The organism is Actinoplanes sp. NPDC051861 (assembly GCF_040681145.1).
Classification (GTDB): domain Bacteria; phylum Actinomycetota; class Actinomycetes; order Mycobacteriales; family Micromonosporaceae; genus Actinoplanes.
The window spans coordinates 856,996-874,174 of the sequence record NZ_JBFAYE010000002.1 but is presented as its reverse complement, the minus strand read 5'-3'; the positions used below and the strand labels follow the sequence as shown (position 1 = coordinate 874,174).

General features: G+C 68.2%; 18 protein-coding genes. 13 read left to right on the top strand and 5 right to left on the bottom strand.

Features of this window, described 5'->3' with window-relative positions; translation table 11 throughout:
• Window positions 1-47: 47 nt before the first annotated feature.
• The 13 genes from AB0M02_RS10815 (at window position 48) to AB0M02_RS10755 (ending at window position 10,131) form a co-directional block, all read left to right on the top strand.
• Complete coding sequence (locus AB0M02_RS10815) at window positions 48-851, top strand: replication-relaxation family protein (protein ID WP_364224440.1); 804 nt, start codon at window positions 48-50, stop codon at window positions 849-851.
• On the top strand, window positions 839-1,897 hold the full coding sequence (locus AB0M02_RS10810; protein WP_364224438.1) for a M23 family metallopeptidase: 1,059 nt from the start codon (window positions 839-841) through the stop codon (window positions 1,895-1,897). The genes AB0M02_RS10815 and AB0M02_RS10810 overlap by 13 nt, the downstream gene beginning before the upstream one ends.
• A 437-nt stretch (window positions 1,898-2,334) precedes the next feature.
• Entirely contained in the window at window positions 2,335-3,561 is a 1,227-nt protein-coding gene (locus AB0M02_RS10805; protein WP_364224436.1) for a helix-turn-helix domain-containing protein, read from the top strand.
• A 227-nt stretch (window positions 3,562-3,788) separates the two neighbouring features.
• On the top strand, window positions 3,789-4,139 hold the full coding sequence (locus AB0M02_RS10800) for a hypothetical protein (protein ID WP_364224434.1): 351 nt from the start codon (window positions 3,789-3,791) through the stop codon (window positions 4,137-4,139).
• Window positions 4,136-4,438, top strand: coding sequence for a hypothetical protein (locus AB0M02_RS10795; protein WP_364224432.1), 303 nt, complete (start codon window positions 4,136-4,138; stop codon window positions 4,436-4,438). Before AB0M02_RS10800 ends, AB0M02_RS10795 begins: the two co-directional genes overlap by 4 nt.
• A gap of 725 nt (window positions 4,439-5,163) precedes the next feature.
• Window positions 5,164-6,150 carry a DUF932 domain-containing protein gene (locus tag AB0M02_RS10790; RefSeq protein WP_364224430.1) on the top strand — a complete coding sequence of 329 codons (987 nt, stop codon included), beginning with the start codon at window positions 5,164-5,166 and terminating at the stop codon, window positions 6,148-6,150.
• Between the two features lie 284 nt (window positions 6,151-6,434).
• The gene (locus tag AB0M02_RS10785; RefSeq protein WP_364224428.1) at window positions 6,435-6,926 is read left to right on the top strand and encodes a hypothetical protein; all 492 of its coding nucleotides are present in this window, start codon (window positions 6,435-6,437) and stop codon (window positions 6,924-6,926) included.
• A 70-nt stretch (window positions 6,927-6,996) separates the two neighbouring features.
• Window positions 6,997-7,473: a hypothetical protein gene (locus tag AB0M02_RS10780; protein ID WP_364224426.1), complete on the top strand. Its 477-nt coding sequence runs from the start codon at window positions 6,997-6,999 to the stop codon at window positions 7,471-7,473.
• Window positions 7,470-7,802, top strand: coding sequence for a hypothetical protein (locus AB0M02_RS10775; RefSeq protein WP_364224424.1), 333 nt, complete (start codon window positions 7,470-7,472; stop codon window positions 7,800-7,802). The genes AB0M02_RS10780 and AB0M02_RS10775 overlap by 4 nt, the downstream gene beginning before the upstream one ends.
• 14 nt (window positions 7,803-7,816) lie before the next feature.
• Complete coding sequence (locus AB0M02_RS10770) at window positions 7,817-8,251, top strand: hypothetical protein (RefSeq protein WP_364224422.1); 435 nt, start codon at window positions 7,817-7,819, stop codon at window positions 8,249-8,251.
• Window positions 8,248-8,631: a hypothetical protein gene (locus AB0M02_RS10765; RefSeq protein WP_364224420.1), complete on the top strand. Its 384-nt coding sequence runs from the start codon at window positions 8,248-8,250 to the stop codon at window positions 8,629-8,631. The genes AB0M02_RS10770 and AB0M02_RS10765 overlap by 4 nt, the downstream gene beginning before the upstream one ends.
• Window positions 8,628-9,293 (top strand): hypothetical protein, encoded by a 666-nt coding sequence (locus AB0M02_RS10760; RefSeq protein WP_364224418.1) that lies wholly within the window; start codon window positions 8,628-8,630, stop codon window positions 9,291-9,293. Before AB0M02_RS10765 ends, AB0M02_RS10760 begins: the two co-directional genes overlap by 4 nt.
• Before the next feature lie 187 nt (window positions 9,294-9,480).
• Window positions 9,481-10,131 (top strand): hypothetical protein, encoded by a 651-nt coding sequence (locus AB0M02_RS10755; RefSeq protein WP_364224416.1) that lies wholly within the window; start codon window positions 9,481-9,483, stop codon window positions 10,129-10,131.
• Window positions 10,132-10,191: 60 nt separating this feature from the next.
• Here the strand turns inward: AB0M02_RS10755 and AB0M02_RS10750 are convergent, their stop codons facing one another.
• The 5 genes from AB0M02_RS10750 to AB0M02_RS10730 all read right to left on the bottom strand — a co-directional run bounded on the left by AB0M02_RS10750 (window position 10,192) and on the right by AB0M02_RS10730 (window position 17,060).
• A complete protein-coding gene (locus tag AB0M02_RS10750; protein ID WP_364224414.1) occupies window positions 10,192-10,368 on the bottom strand; it encodes a hypothetical protein in 177 nt (58 codons plus the stop codon).
• Between the two features lie 521 nt (window positions 10,369-10,889).
• The gene (locus tag AB0M02_RS10745) at window positions 10,890-11,879 is read right to left on the bottom strand and encodes a hypothetical protein (protein WP_364224412.1); all 990 of its coding nucleotides are present in this window, start codon (window positions 11,877-11,879) and stop codon (window positions 10,890-10,892) included.
• A 61-nt stretch (window positions 11,880-11,940) separates the two neighbouring features.
• Window positions 11,941-12,654 (bottom strand): hypothetical protein, encoded by a 714-nt coding sequence (locus AB0M02_RS10740; RefSeq protein ID WP_364224410.1) that lies wholly within the window; start codon window positions 12,652-12,654, stop codon window positions 11,941-11,943.
• 444 nt (window positions 12,655-13,098) lie between these two features.
• Window positions 13,099-14,409, bottom strand: a complete 1,311-nt coding sequence (locus AB0M02_RS10735; RefSeq protein ID WP_364224408.1) for a hypothetical protein — start codon at window positions 14,407-14,409, stop codon at window positions 13,099-13,101.
• Window positions 14,406-17,060 carry a BTAD domain-containing putative transcriptional regulator gene (locus AB0M02_RS10730; RefSeq protein WP_364224536.1) on the bottom strand — a complete coding sequence of 885 codons (2,655 nt, stop codon included), beginning with the start codon at window positions 17,058-17,060 and terminating at the stop codon, window positions 14,406-14,408. The genes AB0M02_RS10735 and AB0M02_RS10730 overlap by 4 nt, the downstream gene beginning before the upstream one ends.
• Window positions 17,061-17,179: the final 119 nt, after the last annotated feature.

Genomic DNA, 17,179 nt, shown 5'->3' with positions numbered 1-17,179 from the left:
GCCCGTCAAGCTCTGCCCCTACCGGCGCCCGCCTGACGGCGTCCGTCGTGGCCGACGAACTCACGAGACTCACCCCCCGAGACCGGCTCCTGCTCGAACTGCTCGACCAGCACAAGACCTTCACCACCGAGCAGATCCACTCTCTCGCCTTCAGCTCGCTTGCCCGGACCCGTATCCGGCTGGGGCAGCTCTACACCCGCGAGATCCTCTACCGGTTCCGGCACTACCAGCGGCCCGGCTCGCAATCCTGGCGGTGGACCCTCGGCCCCATCGGTGCCGCGATCCTGGCGGCCGGACGAGGCGCCACGCTGCCCCGCCCCGCCGCCGTACGCGACGCCACGGCCCGCATCGCCATGTCCCCGACACTGGCGCACCTCGTGACCACCAACGGGTTTTTCGTCGCGCTGTCCGCGTACGCCCGCACCGCCCCGGCGGCCCGGCTGAGCCGGTGGTGGAACGAGGCCCGGTGCCGTGAGGCGGTCGGGACCGTCGTCCGTCCCGACGGTCACGGCGTGTGGCATGACGGCGGGCGGGCGGTGCCGTTCTGGTTGGAGGCCGACCTCGGCACCGAAACGCTGTCGCGGGTCATCGGGAAGCTCACCGGCTACGCCGCGTTACCGCCCGCGCGGGCGTATCCGGTGCTGTTCTGGCTGCCCACCGGCGCGCGTGAGGTCAACATGCACGCCTACCTCACCCGGGCCGGGGTGCCGGACGGGGTGACCGTGGCGACCGCCGCCGCCGACAACGCGCCCGACGGCCCGGCGGGGCCGGTGTGGCGGGTGGCCGGGCGCGGCGGGCGGGTCACCCTGGCCGACCTCACGCCCGCCGGGGGTGCGGTGTGGGACGCCTAGTTACCGGCGTCGCCGTGGGGTTCGTGGCGCTGGTGGTCCTGATCGCGGGGGCCGCCGCCGGGGTGGCCGGGTCGCTGTTCGGCGATGGCGGGGGTGCCGGAGGCGGGTTGGGTTGTGCCGGTACGGTGATCACCCCCGGCGCAGCCCCGGCGGGTCTGACCGCCGATCAAACGGCTAATGCCTCCGTGATCGTGGCCGTCGGTCAGCGGATGCGGGTGCCGGTGCGCGGGTGGGTTATCGCGGTCGCCACCGCCCTCCAAGAATCGCGGCTGACCAACCTGGGGCACCTCGGGCCGGGCAACGATCACGACTCGTTGGGGCTGTTTCAGCAACGGCCTAGCCAGGGATGGGGCACCCCGGCACAGCTCATGACGCCGGGCTACGCCGCCGGGAAGTTCTATGAACGCCTGTTGACCGTGCCGAGGTGGCAATCGCAGCCGCTCACTCGCGCGGCTCAGGCGGTGCAACGGTCGGCGTACCCGGACGCCTACGCCAAACACGAGCCGCACGCTGCGGCCATCGTGGCGGCATTCACCGGCGGCACGATGCCGGTGTGCGACGGCGTGAGCGCGTCCGGGTGGACCCGTCCCGTGGCCGGTGAGGCCGAGTCAGGGTTCCGCACGCCCGAACGGCCCGGCCATGACGGCGCCGACATCGTGGCCGACAAAGGCACGGTGATCCGGGCCGTGTCCGCCGGGGTGGTGGTGCGGGTGCGGTGCAACGCAGGCGGCGGCTCGTGGGATGCCCCGTTCCGGGGCCGGACGCTGTGCGACACCGACGGCTATCCGGGGCTCGGTGGGTGCGGGTTTTATGCCGAGGTGCGGCATGCGGGCAACATCGTGTCGCGGTACTGCCACATGGTGCGCCAACCCCTCGTGACTGTCGGTCAGACCGTGACCGCCGGACAGCCGATCGGCTACGTCGGATCATCCGGCAACTCATCTGGGCCACATTTGCATTTCGAGATCCACGAGGGCTATCCGGCAACGGAAAGTAATGCCGCCGACCCAGTGCCATTCATGGCCAAAAAAGGCGTCACCCTATAAACCGGTGAAGTGATTTTCGGCATGGCACATCGACTTGACTTCATCAAATAGCCGAGGTAGCCGGCCCGGCCCGGCTGAAGGTGCCAGCACCCCGGAATCCGTGAGGATTTCGGGGTGCTCCCGCGCCCGGCTCACGGCCCCGCACGCGCGCCACAACCTGTATCCATGCCGTTGCACCCGCTCGCATCCGAACGCACCGGAGGGGCGGCGCTAGGGCCATTGAATGCGGCATTGGGTGCGGCTTCCCATCCGCGCACGAGCCACAATCAATTAGCGGTACAGTTTTCAAAAGAGTCATGGGAATGCGGGTTGACAATGCGCCGATGCAGAGCGTCCATGGACGTGGGCGACAAAACGGCCCCGGCGAAACCGCAACGGAGGCGCACCGCGCCGCGCGGAATCGCAATGTCATTCCCCTTTCTTATGGAGGTATTCCCATGTCCGCCACCGCCACCCCCGCCGCCGAGTACGTCACCCGCGCCCTGACCGCTAACCCCGACGGCATCACTGCCCGTGACCTCGCCACCGCCGCCGGAGTCGGCGCCTCCACCGCGTCGAAGGTCCTAGTCGCCATGGAGGTGGCCGGAACCGCGACCCGTACCCCTGGCCCGGCCAACGGCAACCGCAAGCCCGCCGACATCTGGCGCCCCGCCGCCACCGAGGAGCCCACCATGACCGACGACAGCACCACCGACGAGATCCCCACCGCCAGCGACGACAGCACCACCGACGAGGCCCCCACCGCCAGCGACGACAGCACCACCGATGAGGCCCCCACTGGCCTGCCGGAGTCGCCCGTGTCGGGTGCGCCGTCGGGCGGAGCCGACTACTTCAAGATCGTGATGGTCGCGGGGATTCTGGGCGACCACCCGCACGGTGTTGCTGCGGCGGTCATCACCGACCAGTCCGGGCTGCGGGCGCCGGTCGTGGCGCGGGTGCTGATGGCAATGGAGGTTGCCGGGGCGGCGGTACGGATTCCGGGCGGTGACAACAAGGAGGACACCCCGGACCGGTGGGTTCGCGGGGATGCCGACCTGAGCACGGTTGACCTCGCGAACGCGGCCCCGTACCGCGAGTGCGTGTGTTCGTGCGGCCACAAGCACCGGGTGAAGAACGGTGTCACGGTCACGGCCACGGCCCGCCGCACCGGCCGCACCGACGCCTCCACCGGTGAGATCAACACCGACGGGTCCGAGAAGTTGGCCAAGAACGGCCTCCGTAACCTGGTGGAGGCGTTCATGCGGGACCTCGGCACCGGCCACGAGGTCACCCCCGGCACCGTCGGGCGTGAGTTGGGCGGGCGCAGCTCCGGCGCGTGCGGCAACGCGTTGCAGAAGCTCACCATTGCCGGAGTGGTCGTGATGACCAACGAGGCGCCGGTGAAGTACACCCTCGCGGACGACGCACCCGCCCCGGTCGCTGAGGTGGCCGCCCTGATGGCTCCCCCGGTGATCAGCGGAGACGAGGCCGACACCGCCGACGACGCGACGGCCGACAACCCGACCGTTGACACCGCCGCCGACGAGGCGGCGGGCGACGACACCGCCCCCGACGAGGGGACCGCCGACGACGCCAGTACGGCGACGGCCAACGACGCCAGCGCCTCCGACGACAGCGCGGACGCGCCCGCCGGTGACGCCACCGACGAGGCACGGGCGGCGTGACCAACCCACGGGGCCGGGACGCGAGAAGCGTTCCTGCCCCGCCGCCGTTGCGGCCGATTTCCCACCACCTCAACGCTTGGAGACGTAACATGAAAACGAATCGGCGCCGGGCTGTGCGGCACCTCGTGTGCCCGGGGTGCGGTGAGTCAGCCCGTAAGTGCCCGCCCCGCCGGTGGTTCGCTGCCACCGGCCCGCGCCCGCGTTGGTCGCACGCCGACGGTGAGGCGTTGTGCCCGGTGATGGGTGCGAACGGCTACCGGCCCGCCGACCCGCGCCCGGCCCCGCCCGCACGGCGCATCCGACGCCGGGTAGGCGCCGCCCCCGCCGGGGCACCCACCACAGCCGTAGACGGGGCGTCCGGCGCGGCGCCGGTGTACGTGGTGGCCGGGGGCGACATGGTCGCCGTGTTCCCCGACCCGGACTCCGCCGCCATCGAGTACATGGTGATGGTCGGCGCGAGCCTCGAACCGATCGCGCGAACGGTTCGCGCCGACCGGTGGGCGACCATCCGAGCGCGGCTTATCGCCACGGTCCCCGGCCTCGTGATCGTGGACCTGCGGGACGGGGGCGACCGGTGACCCGCCCCAGCCCCGAGGACGGGGTGCCGATGCTGTCCGACCGGCAAACCGAGGCCTTGCGCGAATCGGCCGAGCCGATCGCCGTGGGCGGGGAGTCGGATTGGGAGGTCGCGGTGCACGTGTACGCGCTGCAAACCCGCCTGGCCTACGCGGGCGGTAGCGTCCCCGCCGGTCTATTCGTGCGCACCGTGAGTGGCAAGTCCGAGTACGCCTACCCGGTCTCCGATGCCGCTGCCGCTATCGCTTACGCCGACGAGACAGAACGGCGCTATGTCGCGTGGGCGGAGGCGAACCCGTGAACGGGCCGCGCCCTTCTGATGATGCGGTGTCCGGCCTTCCGGCGGGTCTGGCCGCCCGTCCGCGTGACGCGCGGCGCGGGTTGCCGATTCCGTCGGTCAACGTGCACGATGGTCCCGACGGGTCGCACGTGGACTTCACCACGATCAACACCACGACCTCCACGGAGCTCGCGCTCGCGCGGCGGTGTTCGCTGTGCGGTGATCCGATGGGGTATTGGGTGGCGTTCCTCGGCGGCCCACGGGCGGCGGAGCTGCTGCGGTACACCGACCCGCCGGGACACCCAGAGTGCACGACGGCCGCGCTGTCGCTGTGCCCGCATATCGCCCTTGCCCGGCACCGTCGGGCACGCGCGGACCGGCCCGGCGGGGGCATGATCCCGCCCGGCTCGCACGGCGAGAAACCCGACCGGTACGTCCTCGGGATCACCCGCTCCTACCGGACGGAGTTCATTCCCTCGCACGGTTTCTCCGTGTATCTGCCGGCGCCGTTTCAAGTCCGTTCACGAGTACGAGTACAGCCCGGACGGGCGCCTGATCACCACCCCGCGCACCCGGTAGGGATGTGCTGGCGGCGGGCGTCAAATTCGCCGCAGAAACCTCGATCGACCGGCACGGATCGACTTGATCCATGCCCACAAGTAGGAATCATTGCTTGTGACGGCGCGGCCGGGATCGCAACCCCGGCCCGCCGCCCACCGACCCTACGAACCCGGAAGGAAACACCCGTGGCACACGAGCTGGAAACCCTCGCCAACGGCCAGACCGCCTTCGCCTCCGCCCGGCTGACCGCCTGGCACCACCTCGGCACTGTCACCGAGGACTGCATGACCGCCGAGGAGATCATGAGCAAGGCGTGGCTCGGCGGCTGGGAGGTCCGCAAGATCCCGCTTCAGGGCATGGAAGTCAACGACAAGGGCGTCACGAAGATCGACTGCCCGGACAAGTGGATGACCGTACGGACCAACCCGCACAGTGGCGAGACCGAGTATCTCGGCATCGTCGGTGACGACTACACGACCGTGCAGAACGAGCAGGTGGCTGAGGTTCTCGACCTGCTTGTCGACGCCTCCGGCGCGCACTTCGAGACGGCCGGCTCGATGCGCAAAGGCAAGAGCGTCTTCGTCACCATGAAGCTGCCGACCACGATGGAAATCGCCGGAGTCGACCGGATGGACCTCTACCTGGCGGCCACCACCTCGCACGACGGAACCGCCTCGCTTCGGGTGGACGCCACTCCGGTGCGGATCGTGTGCGCGAACACGCAGCGCATGGCGTACGCGCGCAGCGAGGGCTCATACACCTTCCGGCACACCTCGAACATCACTTCCAAGATCAGCGAGGCGCGTCAGGCGCTCGGGCTGATGTGGAAGCACTTCGACGACTTCGAGCGCGAAGCCGAAAAGATGATCAACGAGTCGCTGACCATGGGTGAGTTCGAGAAGGTCGTCGCGCAGCTGTGGCCGACCGAGAACGACGCCTCGGACGTGGCGAGGAACAACGCGAAACAGCGCTCGGCCACGTTGCGGTTCCTCATCCGCGACGCGGACACGCAGAAGGCGATCAAGGGCACCCGGTGGGCCGGATTCCAGGCCATCACCGAGTACGTGGATCACTATGCGAAGGCCAGCACCGACGCCGTTCGCGCCCGCCGGGCCGTCACCGGCCCGGGTGCGGAACTGAAGGCCCGCGCGTTCGAGCTGCTGGCGGTCTGAGCATGGCCCGGTACCGGGGCCGACACCGCCGCACCTGGCGGCGCTCGGCCCCGCCACCGGCGGGCGCCACCACGACCGCCGCACCGGCGCCGCATCCCTGTGACCACGCGCAACCGGGCGGCACGGCACGTTCCCGCCCGCCCACGCAATCCCGCCCACGACGCCCGCCAACGGCACTTTCCGGCCGTCCCAGGGTGCCCGTCATCCCCGGCCTGGCGGACCCCGCCACGGCCGCGACTTCGCCTCGAACCCCTCGAACCGACTCCACAACGGAGGTACCCCTCATGCCCGCGGACTCCGTGACTCCGGCCGGCACGCCGAACTCTGTCGACCTTCTCGCCGAGGTCAACGATCTGTGCGAGGCGTACGCGAAGGCGCGAGTCGCCCGCGTTCTGGCCGAGCACTCCGCCGACCACGCCGAGCACGAGCGCCACGCCACCCTCGCCGATTACTGGGAGCGGGAGTCGCGCGCCCGGTACGACGCCCTCGTCGACACGATCGAGACTGTGGCTCCGCGCTCGGTGCAGATCGAGGAGTTTCTGCCGGTGCGAACCCTGCCGAACGGCTACGTCGAGGTTCACGCGCGAGACCAGCGCGCCCGCCCCGTGGTCGCGATCTTCACCGGCGCTGAGGCGGTCTCGGTCGCCCTCCACCTCACCGCGCACGCCGCGATCGGCCTCGACCGCACCGGCGCCAAGGTCGACCCGCTCCTGCCTGCATTGGCCCCGCAGTCCGTTACCGCCACCGGTCGCGCGGCCGTCCCGAGCCCCCGATGAACAGGCCCCGGGTGGAGCGGCTCGGCCGTTCCACCCGGGCCACCATCGACCCCTCCAACCAGGAGACACCGTGACCCTTGTTGAACGCCTCTTCACCCTTGCCACCGCGTACGCCGAGGCCGCCGACCGCGATCGAGCCGCCGTCCGCTCAGCGAGCACCCCGGCAGAGAAGGCCGCCGCAGAGACCGCTGTCCGTATATCGGACTCGGCCGTCGAGGCCGCCCGTTTCGCCCTGCGCACCGACCTGCGCCAGGCGCTCGAGTTGCCGGTGTACGCCATGCCCGACAAGAAACTGCTCGTATGCACGTGGCAGACGGGCCAGGTCTTGATCCGCGCACTCGCTGACAACGCCGAACGAGCCGTGCGCGTGCGATACACCCCCGAGCAGGCCCTCGCCACCGGCGCCCGACTCATCGCCTGCGCGGCCATCACCGACGAGCGCCTCGGCGGCACCCTGTCCGGCGTCCTCGGCCCCTTCACCACCGCCGAGGCCAGCACGCCGACCGCAACCGGCCCGGACACGCCCGACACCGGGCGGCGGGCATGACCGACGCCATTGGCACCGGCGGGCACGAGGTCGGCGCCTTCCAGGTTGCCCTCGACGGACGCCGGCTGAGCGAAGCCCTCGCAGCACTCGGCCAGGTCGAGCCCGCGATCACCGACGTAATCACCGCGCTGAACCTGCGTATCTACCAGCGCGACCACGCCTCCGGTGACCGCACCGATTACGTCGTCCTCGACATTCACGGCCTCTCCATCGGAGTCCTGCGCCGCGCCCGCGATCTGTACCTGCACGCCGAAACCTCCGAAACCGACGACGCCGTCATCGCCTTCGAGGTCAACGGCGGCGGCGAGTCCGACCACGCCACCCGCTGACATCAGGAGTCTTCATGAACCCCGGCCAGAATCTAATCGAGAGCATGATGGTCGAGCCGCTCCCGCTTCTGCGGGACGTGGTGACCGTTCCTTACGGGCTCGAACCGTTCGAGCAGCGCCCCGGCGTCGTCATCGACGTTGTCCCTCAGCCCCACATCGAGCAGGGCTCCCGGTACCGCGTCGAATACCGCGACGGCTCCACCGCCTGGTACGGGGCGCACGAGATCACGGTCGACGCCTCGGCCTTCAACCGTGAGGCCGTCATGGCCGATCTCATCGCCGCTCGGAGCAGCCTCTTTCACGCGATCGGCCGCACCGAGCGGCACGACGTACTCCACAGCAAACTCGGCGCCGCCTTTGACGCGCTTTCGGCCGTATTCCGTACCTATCTCGGCACCGACTTCTGCCATGCAGCGGACGAGGCGGAGAACGGCAAGGCCGGGTCATGAGGCCCGCCTTCACGCACGGCCGGTCCGCCTGGCACGCCGGGGCGGTGTGCGGCAGCAACGTGCCGGACGCTCGCATCACTGATGAGCCCAGCCTGGTCAGCTGCCCAGACTGCCCGGACGCCGCTGAGATCGAACTCGTCCCGGACGACGCGGTCACCGGAGACCCGCACATCATGCAGACCCTGCGGGAAACACGCGACGGCCACAGCCGCAAGATCGACGTCGTCGTCGTCGATGCGACCACCGCAGCCGCGATCCTCACCGTCTACGAGGCAGCCACCCCCCGAGCACAAGCGAAGATCGCGGGTCTGCCGCTGACCCTCATGGCCAGCCTGGCGTGGGGCATCCTCCGCGACGAGGCGGAAGGAGAGGACCGGTGACCCTCACCCCCGCACGGACGTCCTCGACGCACGACGAGATGCCGTTTCACTGCTGCACCTGCCGCCGCGCACTACACCGCCGCCAGACTCCCAACGGAGTGGTCACCTTCGAGCACCCGAACGAACTCCGCCGTGACGCCCCCGACCATGAGCCCCGGCCGGCGCCGGTGACCGAGGTCCCTGATCCGATCATCGAGTGCGACTTCTGCTCCAGCCCCGAGGCCCGCTGGGTCTACGTCTGCGCCGACCAGGAAACCAAGACGACGTACGTCACCCGGCGAACCGTGGACGTGGCCGATTACCAGCGCCGCCACGATGCGGCTCGGACGCACGCCGTCGAGACCGAACAAGGGCCGTTGCGGATCTGGGGCGAACGATGGAGCGCGTGTGACGGCTGCGCCGCACTGATCGAAGGCCGCGACCTCTACGGGCTGATCGCCCGCGTCACTGACGCGATGCCCTCGAAACTGACCCGAGGCAAGAAACTCATGACCGTGCGGGGACTACTCCACGGCAACTACAGCACCGTCCTGAAGACCCTGCGGCCCGGCCGTGGGCGCATCACCGCGGAGTATCCGCTCATGGCGTGGGAAGAGACGCCGGACCGGGCGGACACCAGCGACGGCACCGGCCGACCGATCGACCAGCGGAGCAAGGGGTAGAAGGGTCGGTGACCGGCGGGCACACCCGAGGGTGCGCGCAACCCCGCCGGTCACCTCACCCGAGTCCCGGGCCACCGCGCCCAACGAGCCGCACCTCCCGGGAGGGGTGTGCGAGCGATCGTAGTCCCACGGTCCCCGCCCCGCCCGGCCTCGCATGCTCGACCTCAGCATGACCGGAGGTGTAAGGATGATCCTCGTGGCGCAAAGCAGCATCGACGGACGAGTCGCCCTCGACCGTGCGGGCGTGGCCGCCCAGACCGGCGCCTCGCGCTCCACGGTCAACCACTGGCACCGCAACCGAGACCGGTTCGGCTTTCCCGAGGCATTCGCCCACGGCGGCGGCGAGTGGTTCTGGCTCGACGACATCACCGCGTTCCACGCCGCGCACCTCACGGCGAAGAAGGCCGTGCTCACCGAGATCGACCGCAGCGGCGGCCCGAACGACCGCGTCACCTCCGGCGGCGCCGCCGCCATCCTCGGCTACGCCTCGCACCGCAACCTGCCGGACGAACTCATCGATCACCCGGACTTCGTGGAGGAACTGCCGAGCGGCCGTATCCGCCGCTACTGGTACCGGCGCACCGTGTGGGCGCACGCCGACGCGCGTACCGGCCGCCAATCCACCGGCCGCACCCCCGGCACCACCAACAGCGTCCGGAAACCGCACCCCTACGCCGACGACCCCCGCCTTCACGCCGCCGCCGAACTACTCGCTGAGGCTAAGGAAGCCGGACGCGACCGGCGCGGCCTCGGCGTCGACCTGGCCCACCGCCTAGGCATCACCGAACGGACCGCGCAACGGCTGCTCACCGCCGCCGACGGGGACCCGACAAGCTAACCCCTAAGGCATGCGAGGCGCCGCCGGCCACTTCGGCCCGGCGGCGCCTCGCGTCTCAGTTCACTCGTCCGCGTCCTGATCCTTGTTCTGCGAGGCGGTCGGCACAGCCGGAGCCTGCATCAGGTACCGCAACGCGCCGTCGAAATCGGTCCCCTGCGTTTCAGCGGTGCGGGCAAGAACATCGAATGCCTCTTCGCTGAGTTCGATGATGCGCCGTCCGGGCGCAGGGGTGGTCATATCGGTTCCTCCTGGTCAGCACGGGCGGTGCCCGTCAATCGGGCGCCTGGCATCCATCCATGCCGACCGACGGCGAGGCATCAAGCCGACAGGGGCGGCATACTGGCGGACGCGACACCCCCGCGGCAGAAGGCCCGATTCGGGCGGTCCAAAAGAAACTTTGACAGACGGTCGGCGACAGATCCGTGCTCAGGCGGACCAGTGTCCGGCTTGCATGGCGCAGCCATCTACGCTGCTCAGATGCCGGACGGAGGGCCATTTCGTGAGGTTCTCCCCGAGCGATGCACTCCGTCCGGCGCCCGATCTTCCACGGCTGCGAGGCGCGCGCCCTATCGGCGGCTAGTTGAGTAAGCTGCGGGCGATGTCGCCGCGTCAAGTCAGCCTGCGACTGGTCAATACCTGAATAGGCCCTCGCGCCGGGCGGCATCAGAAATTCGAGATGCGTACTTCGCGCATGTCCTAGATGATGATTAGCAATTCCGACCATGATCCGATAAAGCAAACAGCACATCTGTATGCAATCAAAACCAGCTGACGAGAGTGTGCCACGCATGTGGGATTTGAATAACGACTTCTGCCTTATCGGCAAATACGATGCCTCCAGTAAGAAGCCCTGCCATCACTCGGAACCGCGTGCTGGCATATGCGAGACCAAGTGGTGACGGAAGAAGTAGTTGCTTGAGCGTTCTAGCGACCTCGTCATAGCCGTCCTCCGGGAACTCGGCATGGCGCGTTTGCAGAGCCGCAACCCAACGCCGCACGATTATGCGGTCCGGCCGCCCGGACGCTGCTAGTTCAAAGCGTTCGATGGGTTTCATAGCAGCGAGATCACAGGCAGCCCGAACTCCTAACCCGGATTCGAGGGCGGCAACCAAAGCCGCGATAGCGCTCACTTTTACAGGGTTGATAAATCTACCCAACGGCAGCAGGGCAGGTGAAAAATCCTTGCCCCATACGAGCAACGAATTCTCGGCGGCTTCGCCATTTTTGCGTAACGCCTCCGATCCGACCTCCCCCTCTGGGCCCCACCACGAGTACGTGGTGATCACGTCGGATTCGCGGCCGTTCTCCGTATTAAGCGGAAGCAAGTCGCCGGGCCTAATATAGATGTCCAATGTCTTTGAGGCGATCTCATGAAGAAAGCCGTAAAATTCGGAAAGGAGGAGGTCCTGGTCCCGTTGCGCAGTGCGCAGATATACCGAATGAAACGGAACAGACGTGTAATGCTTCGCAAATCCGCGCAGGTTCCGCCGGAAATCCGGCCTAGTCAGTCCATCTACGATGGATATGCTTGAGCGACTAATGCCGCACTTGTCGAAATCTACCCTACCCGAAGCCAGGCGGTAGACTTCCGATTTTGTAACGTCACTCGAAAGAGGGTTGGACAAGGCAAGGGCATTTGAATCCAGCTCGTCGCAAAGGGAAATGAGTCCAAAATATTCGCCGTGCGCGACAACTCGACAGAATTCGGTTAGATGCTCCGAGGTTACCGTACGAGGTGGTACGTACATTAGTGGACTCCCGGCTCGGTGTCAGGCATGGGTGACCAATTTCGGACGGAAGACCGCTTTACTACTGTCGCTGCCGCCGTGATTTAGAGAATCGCCGCCAATTTGTTCCGAATCTCTTGGACTGGATTAGTTGCATCGCGGTTTGGCCTTCATGGCGGGAATCGGCTGTTCCGGAGTCGGCGAGGCTAACATCCCGTAGCGCCAATCCACGCATGTGCAGAGCAAGGGCGCCATAGTAAGTGAAGTCCCGTTCCTCCCAGCCTTCGGGAACAATAGCCGAGACGCTGGCTAGAATATTCTCCGCCAACGAAACATCAACCTGGTCTTCGGCGAGCATCTCGTGAACTATCCGAGTCAAAGCTTTTTCAGTGGAGGTTGATACCGTAGAGGTAACGGCTAAGTCGAAAGCTGCCTCGTAGCGTGATTCCGCGCAGTATTGCGCGCACAGCGCAAGGGCAAGAAATCCCCGCAGTTCTTCGTCGGTTATTTGAGTGATCAGGTTCGTGATTTCTGCCTCTAGATCATTCGCTAATGAAGATGACGCAGATATGCTTCCGCGTAGCGTGATCAGTGACTCGCATTTTCGATACGGCTCTCGAATGATGGAGATGGAATAACGGGCGGAATCCAGATCTCCGGCCGCCCAGTAGGTTTCAGCAATTACGGCCAAGGCCTCTGCAGACAAATATGGATCATTGATATCAGCGGCATCTTCCAGGGATGAGGTTCCTCGAAGAATTTTCTCCACCAGGCCGTTGATGTCACTACGGTTCATGCGCAACCCCTCCAAGAAACATGCTCGCAGAGATTGTCAATGCCTGGCGTTGCCGTCTAGATCGGCTCGCGAATTGAAAAACAACGCAAATGATGATGAAATACGCGAGCCACTTCTTTCGGCATGATCAAGTGCGCTCTCGTCGACAACTCATTTGCTGGTGGCACGACCTCGGCCGGCCAAGCATGATCGAGGTGACCGGCGGAGTCGCTCTCATTTCGGCTGTCCACCTGCAGGTTGGGACTGGATCTCATTTGGCATACCCTGCCGGTCACCGCAGCGCGGAGAGGCTCCAGAGGGGTGCCAGAAGCGGGTGAAAAGTGAGCCAAGATCGATGGCGGAAGGAACGGCTGGACACGGCAAGGGCAGGGGCCGCGTTGAGGTCTTCCATGTGCGGCCTCCTCAACGCCGCCGAACCGGCGAGTGCGGGCCCGGCGTGCTTCGTCATGCCGGCACCTTCGGATGAGCGCTGTTGAGGGCCTTCTCTTCGCGGCGCAGCGCGCCGAGTAGCTCGGACACGCGGTTGTTGCGGATGGCCGTGCCGTTGCGGCGAAGGCAGTGTGCGAGGGCGTCGCGGCTGACCGTGCGTCCCTCACTGAGCAACTCGTCGCGGGCGACGCGTGCCGCGGGTAGCAGCGGAACGAGATCCGAAGCGAGGTCGACATCGCCGTCCACGTCGAACTCGTTGCCGTCCTGGTCTCCGTTCTCGTCGCCTTCGCGGTCGTCTTGGCCGCTGTATGCCTCTTCGCTGTCGTCGCGGTCGAGCGGTCCGGGGCGCGGTTCGTCTCCGGCGACGGGGGCGCCAGCGTCCGACATGGCTGGAGGGTGCGGCTGTTCGGGTGCTGCTTCGTCGTTGGCAGGCGGTAGTTCGGCCGGGTTGTCGGCCTCGCTGTCCGCTGGCAGCGGAGCGGGTGCGGTGATGGCGGGAGCGAGCCGGTCGGCCCAGGCGTTGTAATCGACTCGGGCAGCCAGTTCGGCGGCGAGCCGGTCGAGGTCCAAGGTGCGGACGGCGACCTCGGCCATATGCGGATCGCGCTGGTCAGCGCGAACGACGTGCTCGACGGCGCCGGCAACCGCCGGTCGGCGTTTCTCGTCGCCGATGGCCAGCTCGGCGGCGCGCAGGGACTCGTACAAGCCGAGCGGGCGCCATACGCCGGTGGTGGTGTCACGGCGACCTTCGCGGGCCAGTTCGGCGGCGCGGGCGGTCCAAATCGGATGACGCACTCGGCGCCACAGGCCGTAGTCCGGGGCGGTGTCGGCGAGTTTGCCCGCCGCGCGCAGCGCGTCTCGGCGGCGGGCAGCGGCATGCAGCATCCACAGCGCGTACGCCGAGCCCGACAACACCCCGAACACGCTCGACCAGTAGTAGTCCGGCCAGTGACCGGCGACTTGAATACCGACTGCCACAACGGCGACCACGGCCGAGAACGCCCGCAGCCCGTAGGCGCGCTCGCCGAGGCGCATCCGCTCGTCGGCCATCGCCGCGAGCGCGATGGCCAGCAGCTCCAGGCAGAGCGCGAACGGCAACATGGCCAGCACTCGTAGCCAGACCGGCACTGCGGGCGGCCAGGGCAGATGATCGAGGGCCACCCAAGTCTGGCCGATCACGGCACCGGTGGCCGCCATGGCATAGAACGAGTACGCCCACCGGGCCGGCGACCAGACTCCATGGTTCGCGCTCGGCTGAGGGCTGCCGTCGGAGACGGTGACGGTGGTGCTGACGGCCTGGCCGTCCTTTCTCGCGTTGTCAGTCATCGGTGGCCTCCGCTGGCGGTGGCGGGCCGGAGCTGGCGTTCGGCAACCCGGCGGGTGGCCTCAGACGGTTCGGTACCGCCGAGGTCGGCCAGGCGATCTTCGAGGCGGCACAGGGTGCGCCGGACCGCGTCCGGTCGTCCGGCGCGGCCGTGGATACGCATGATGCGCTGGTACAGCTCCTCGTTGACCGGGTCGAACTCCAGCGCGCGTTCGAGGGCGGTTACGGCCTGGTCGGGGTGGTCGGCTTCGAGGAGCTCGGCGATGCGGGCCAGCACTGAGAGGATCTGGTGGCGGTAGGTGGTGGCGTAGTCGGTGATCCAGGTCTGGTCGGCGCCGTCGGCGAAGTCGCCACCGTACAACTCGATCGCCTCCCGTAGCGACGCGAGGGACTGGCTGTCGTCGTCGGCGGTGTTCGCGGTCTCGATGGCGGTGAGCATCTGCCACAGGTCGACGGTGATCAGCTTGGGGTCGAGGCGGTAGCGGCCGGTCGCCGGGTCGTAGACGACGAACATCGCTTCGCCGTTGCCGGTGGCGGCGCGCAGCACCCTGCGGGTGGTGCTGATGTCGGTGCGGATGCGCTTTCCGGCGGTGCTCGGGGTGGTGTCGGGGTGCAGGTCGGCGGCGAGCTGGTCGAGGGTGCGCCCGTTCGGGTGCGCGGCCAGGGACGCGAGGACGGTGTAGGAGCCGCTGCGCATCCCGGTCTTTACCGGGCCGGTCTCGGTTTCGACCAGGACCGGGCCGAGGACCCGCAGCCGCACCGGAGCCGACGCCTCGGAGGGCTGGGCGGGAACCGGCTCATCCTGTTCGGCGAGCGCTTCGTGCGGTGCCGCGGCCGGTTGGTTCGGGGGCGGGTCGAGGTCGATGTCGTGGCCGGGTTCCGGGCGCGCGGTGGCGTCGGTGAGCATGGTCAGGACGGCTGCGAGGGCGTCGGCCGCGAGGGCGGACGGCCGCGCCACCCCGGCGGTCTCGGCAGTGGGGATGCCGTCGAGTTCACCGAGGACGACCGGGTGCAGGTGCAGCGCCGAGCGGTGAGCGCCAACCGCACGCAAACGGGCGGCGTGCCGGGCGGTGGCCTCGATGAGCAGGACATACGGCGGTTGCACTTCGGCGTGGTCGGTGCGCTTGTTCAGCGCGGTGATGGAGTCGAGGTCGAAGGTGTCGAGCAGCCGGCGCCGCACGATCATCTCCTCCTCGGCGTGTGTGACGGCTGCGGCGGCGTCGGAAAGCACGATGAGGCGCTCGCCGTCGTAGCTGGTGCCGTCGGGGTCCAGCCCGTGTAGTGCGGCTCCGGCGGGCAGTAGCCGGGCGAGGAGGCCGGTGGTGGTGACCACCACCGGCCGCGCCTCGGCGCTCTGCGTGGCGCCGGTGGCGAGGACGGCGGCCAGCACCGCGCGGGCCGCCGATTCGGCACCGTCGCCGACTAGGGCGAGGCCGGGGCCGGGCAGGTTGAACAGGCTGACCTCGACCCCGTCCGGATCGAGGCCGATCGGGGCGGGCACGGCCGGTGCGGCGGGGCGGTGTGGCTCGTCATCATCGGCGGGCACATGGCGGGCACCAGCCGCGTCGACCGGTGCAAGGGGCTCGGGAACCGGTGCGGGCTGCGCGGCGATGCGGGCCGTGATGGGAGAGACGAGCCGGGCGCGGCGGCGTCGTTGCAGGCGTAGCAGGGAGGCGACGGCGGCGATCAACGCGGCCAGGCCGATGCTGATCCAACCCTCAGACGGCAGGCTGATACCAGCCTCATCGTCGGCGGCCTCCGTACCGCTGTCCGGCGCGGCGGTGTCGTCGGTCGGGCGCTCGTCAGAGAGTGCAGGGCTCGTCGGTGCCTCGGCCGCCGGGGCACCCGTGGCCGGTAGGCTGCCCGGGGTATTCGTCGCTGGGGCGGGTGTGGTGACCGCCGGTCCCGGCGACGCCGGGGCGGTGGGCGGGGCCGCGCCGCTCGGTCCCGGCTCGGTCACGCCGCCATCGGACGGGGTCGTGTCCGCTGGTGGCGCCGGGGTGCTCGGGGCGGGCTCGGCCGGGGTGGTGTCGCGCGCGGGCATGGTGAGCACCCAACCGACGTGGATCTCGTCGGGATCCTTCAGCGCGTACCCGTTGGCCTGCTCGTGACCACGGTTGAGCTTGTAGATCTGGCGCCAGCGGGTGGGATCATCGAGCTTGCGTTCCGCGATTTCCCACAGGGTGTCGCCTCGCTGCACCGTCACCGCAGCGGCGTTTGTCGGCGTCGGCGTCCGTTCCCCGGACGTCAGTTGACCGTAGTCGGCGGTGGCGGGGTCTTGGTGGCTGGCGGGAATGGCAGCCGGTAGGTGGTCATCTGGCGCTGCTGCGGCCGTGGGAGTAACGGCGTGGGCAGGCAACGCGGTGGCGGACGTCGCCACGGCGGCAGTTCCCAGCAGACCGGCCGTGACGCTTTGCAACGGGCTCGGTAGGTAGAAGCACACGCGTTCCCACGTTCGTTGCCAATCGCGTGACCGCGCCCGGGTGACCGCCAATGAGGTAATACCCATCGCCACAAGGCCCCAGAGGACCCAAGCGAGCGCCCACCCGGTCGTCGCAGCGTGGTGTGGATCCAACGGGGCTTCGAGGTAGTCCTGCACCTGCTCGGCGGATGGTTTCTGGTCCGGCCACGGCGGGCCGCTGATCGTGGCCATCACGACGGGTACTCCGGCCAGGATCACAACAATAGTGATCATGGTTCTGATTGCCGCGAAAAGACGAATCAACTCGGTCACCCCCGAGGCTTCAACAGAATTCATCACCGATCGTCGGC

Excerpts from the sequence above, each read along its gene's own strand:
- AB0M02_RS10750 (WP_364224414.1), bottom strand. The coding sequence starts at position 10,368 with ATGACCACCCCTGCGCCCGGACGGCGCATCATCGAACTCAGCGAAGAG.
- AB0M02_RS10730 (WP_364224536.1), bottom strand. The coding sequence starts at position 17,060 with ATGGCCACGATCAGCGGCCCGCCGTGGCCGGACCAGAAACCATCCGCC.
- AB0M02_RS10805 (WP_364224436.1), top strand. The coding sequence starts at position 2,335 with ATGTCCGCCACCGCCACCCCCGCCGCCGAGTACGTCACCCGCGCCCTG.
- AB0M02_RS10735 (WP_364224408.1), bottom strand. The coding sequence starts at position 14,409 with ATGACTGACAACGCGAGAAAGGACGGCCAGGCCGTCAGCACCACCGTC.
- AB0M02_RS10745 (WP_364224412.1), bottom strand. The coding sequence starts at position 11,879 with ATGTACGTACCACCTCGTACGGTAACCTCGGAGCATCTAACCGAATTC.
- AB0M02_RS10765 (WP_364224420.1), top strand. The coding sequence starts at position 8,248 with ATGAGGCCCGCCTTCACGCACGGCCGGTCCGCCTGGCACGCCGGGGCG.
- AB0M02_RS10770 (WP_364224422.1), top strand. The coding sequence starts at position 7,817 with ATGAACCCCGGCCAGAATCTAATCGAGAGCATGATGGTCGAGCCGCTC.
- AB0M02_RS10740 (WP_364224410.1), bottom strand. The coding sequence starts at position 12,654 with ATGAACCGTAGTGACATCAACGGCCTGGTGGAGAAAATTCTTCGAGGA.
- AB0M02_RS10775 (WP_364224424.1), top strand. The coding sequence starts at position 7,470 with ATGACCGACGCCATTGGCACCGGCGGGCACGAGGTCGGCGCCTTCCAG.
- AB0M02_RS10785 (WP_364224428.1), top strand. The coding sequence starts at position 6,435 with ATGCCCGCGGACTCCGTGACTCCGGCCGGCACGCCGAACTCTGTCGAC.
- AB0M02_RS10755 (WP_364224416.1), top strand. The coding sequence starts at position 9,481 with ATGATCCTCGTGGCGCAAAGCAGCATCGACGGACGAGTCGCCCTCGAC.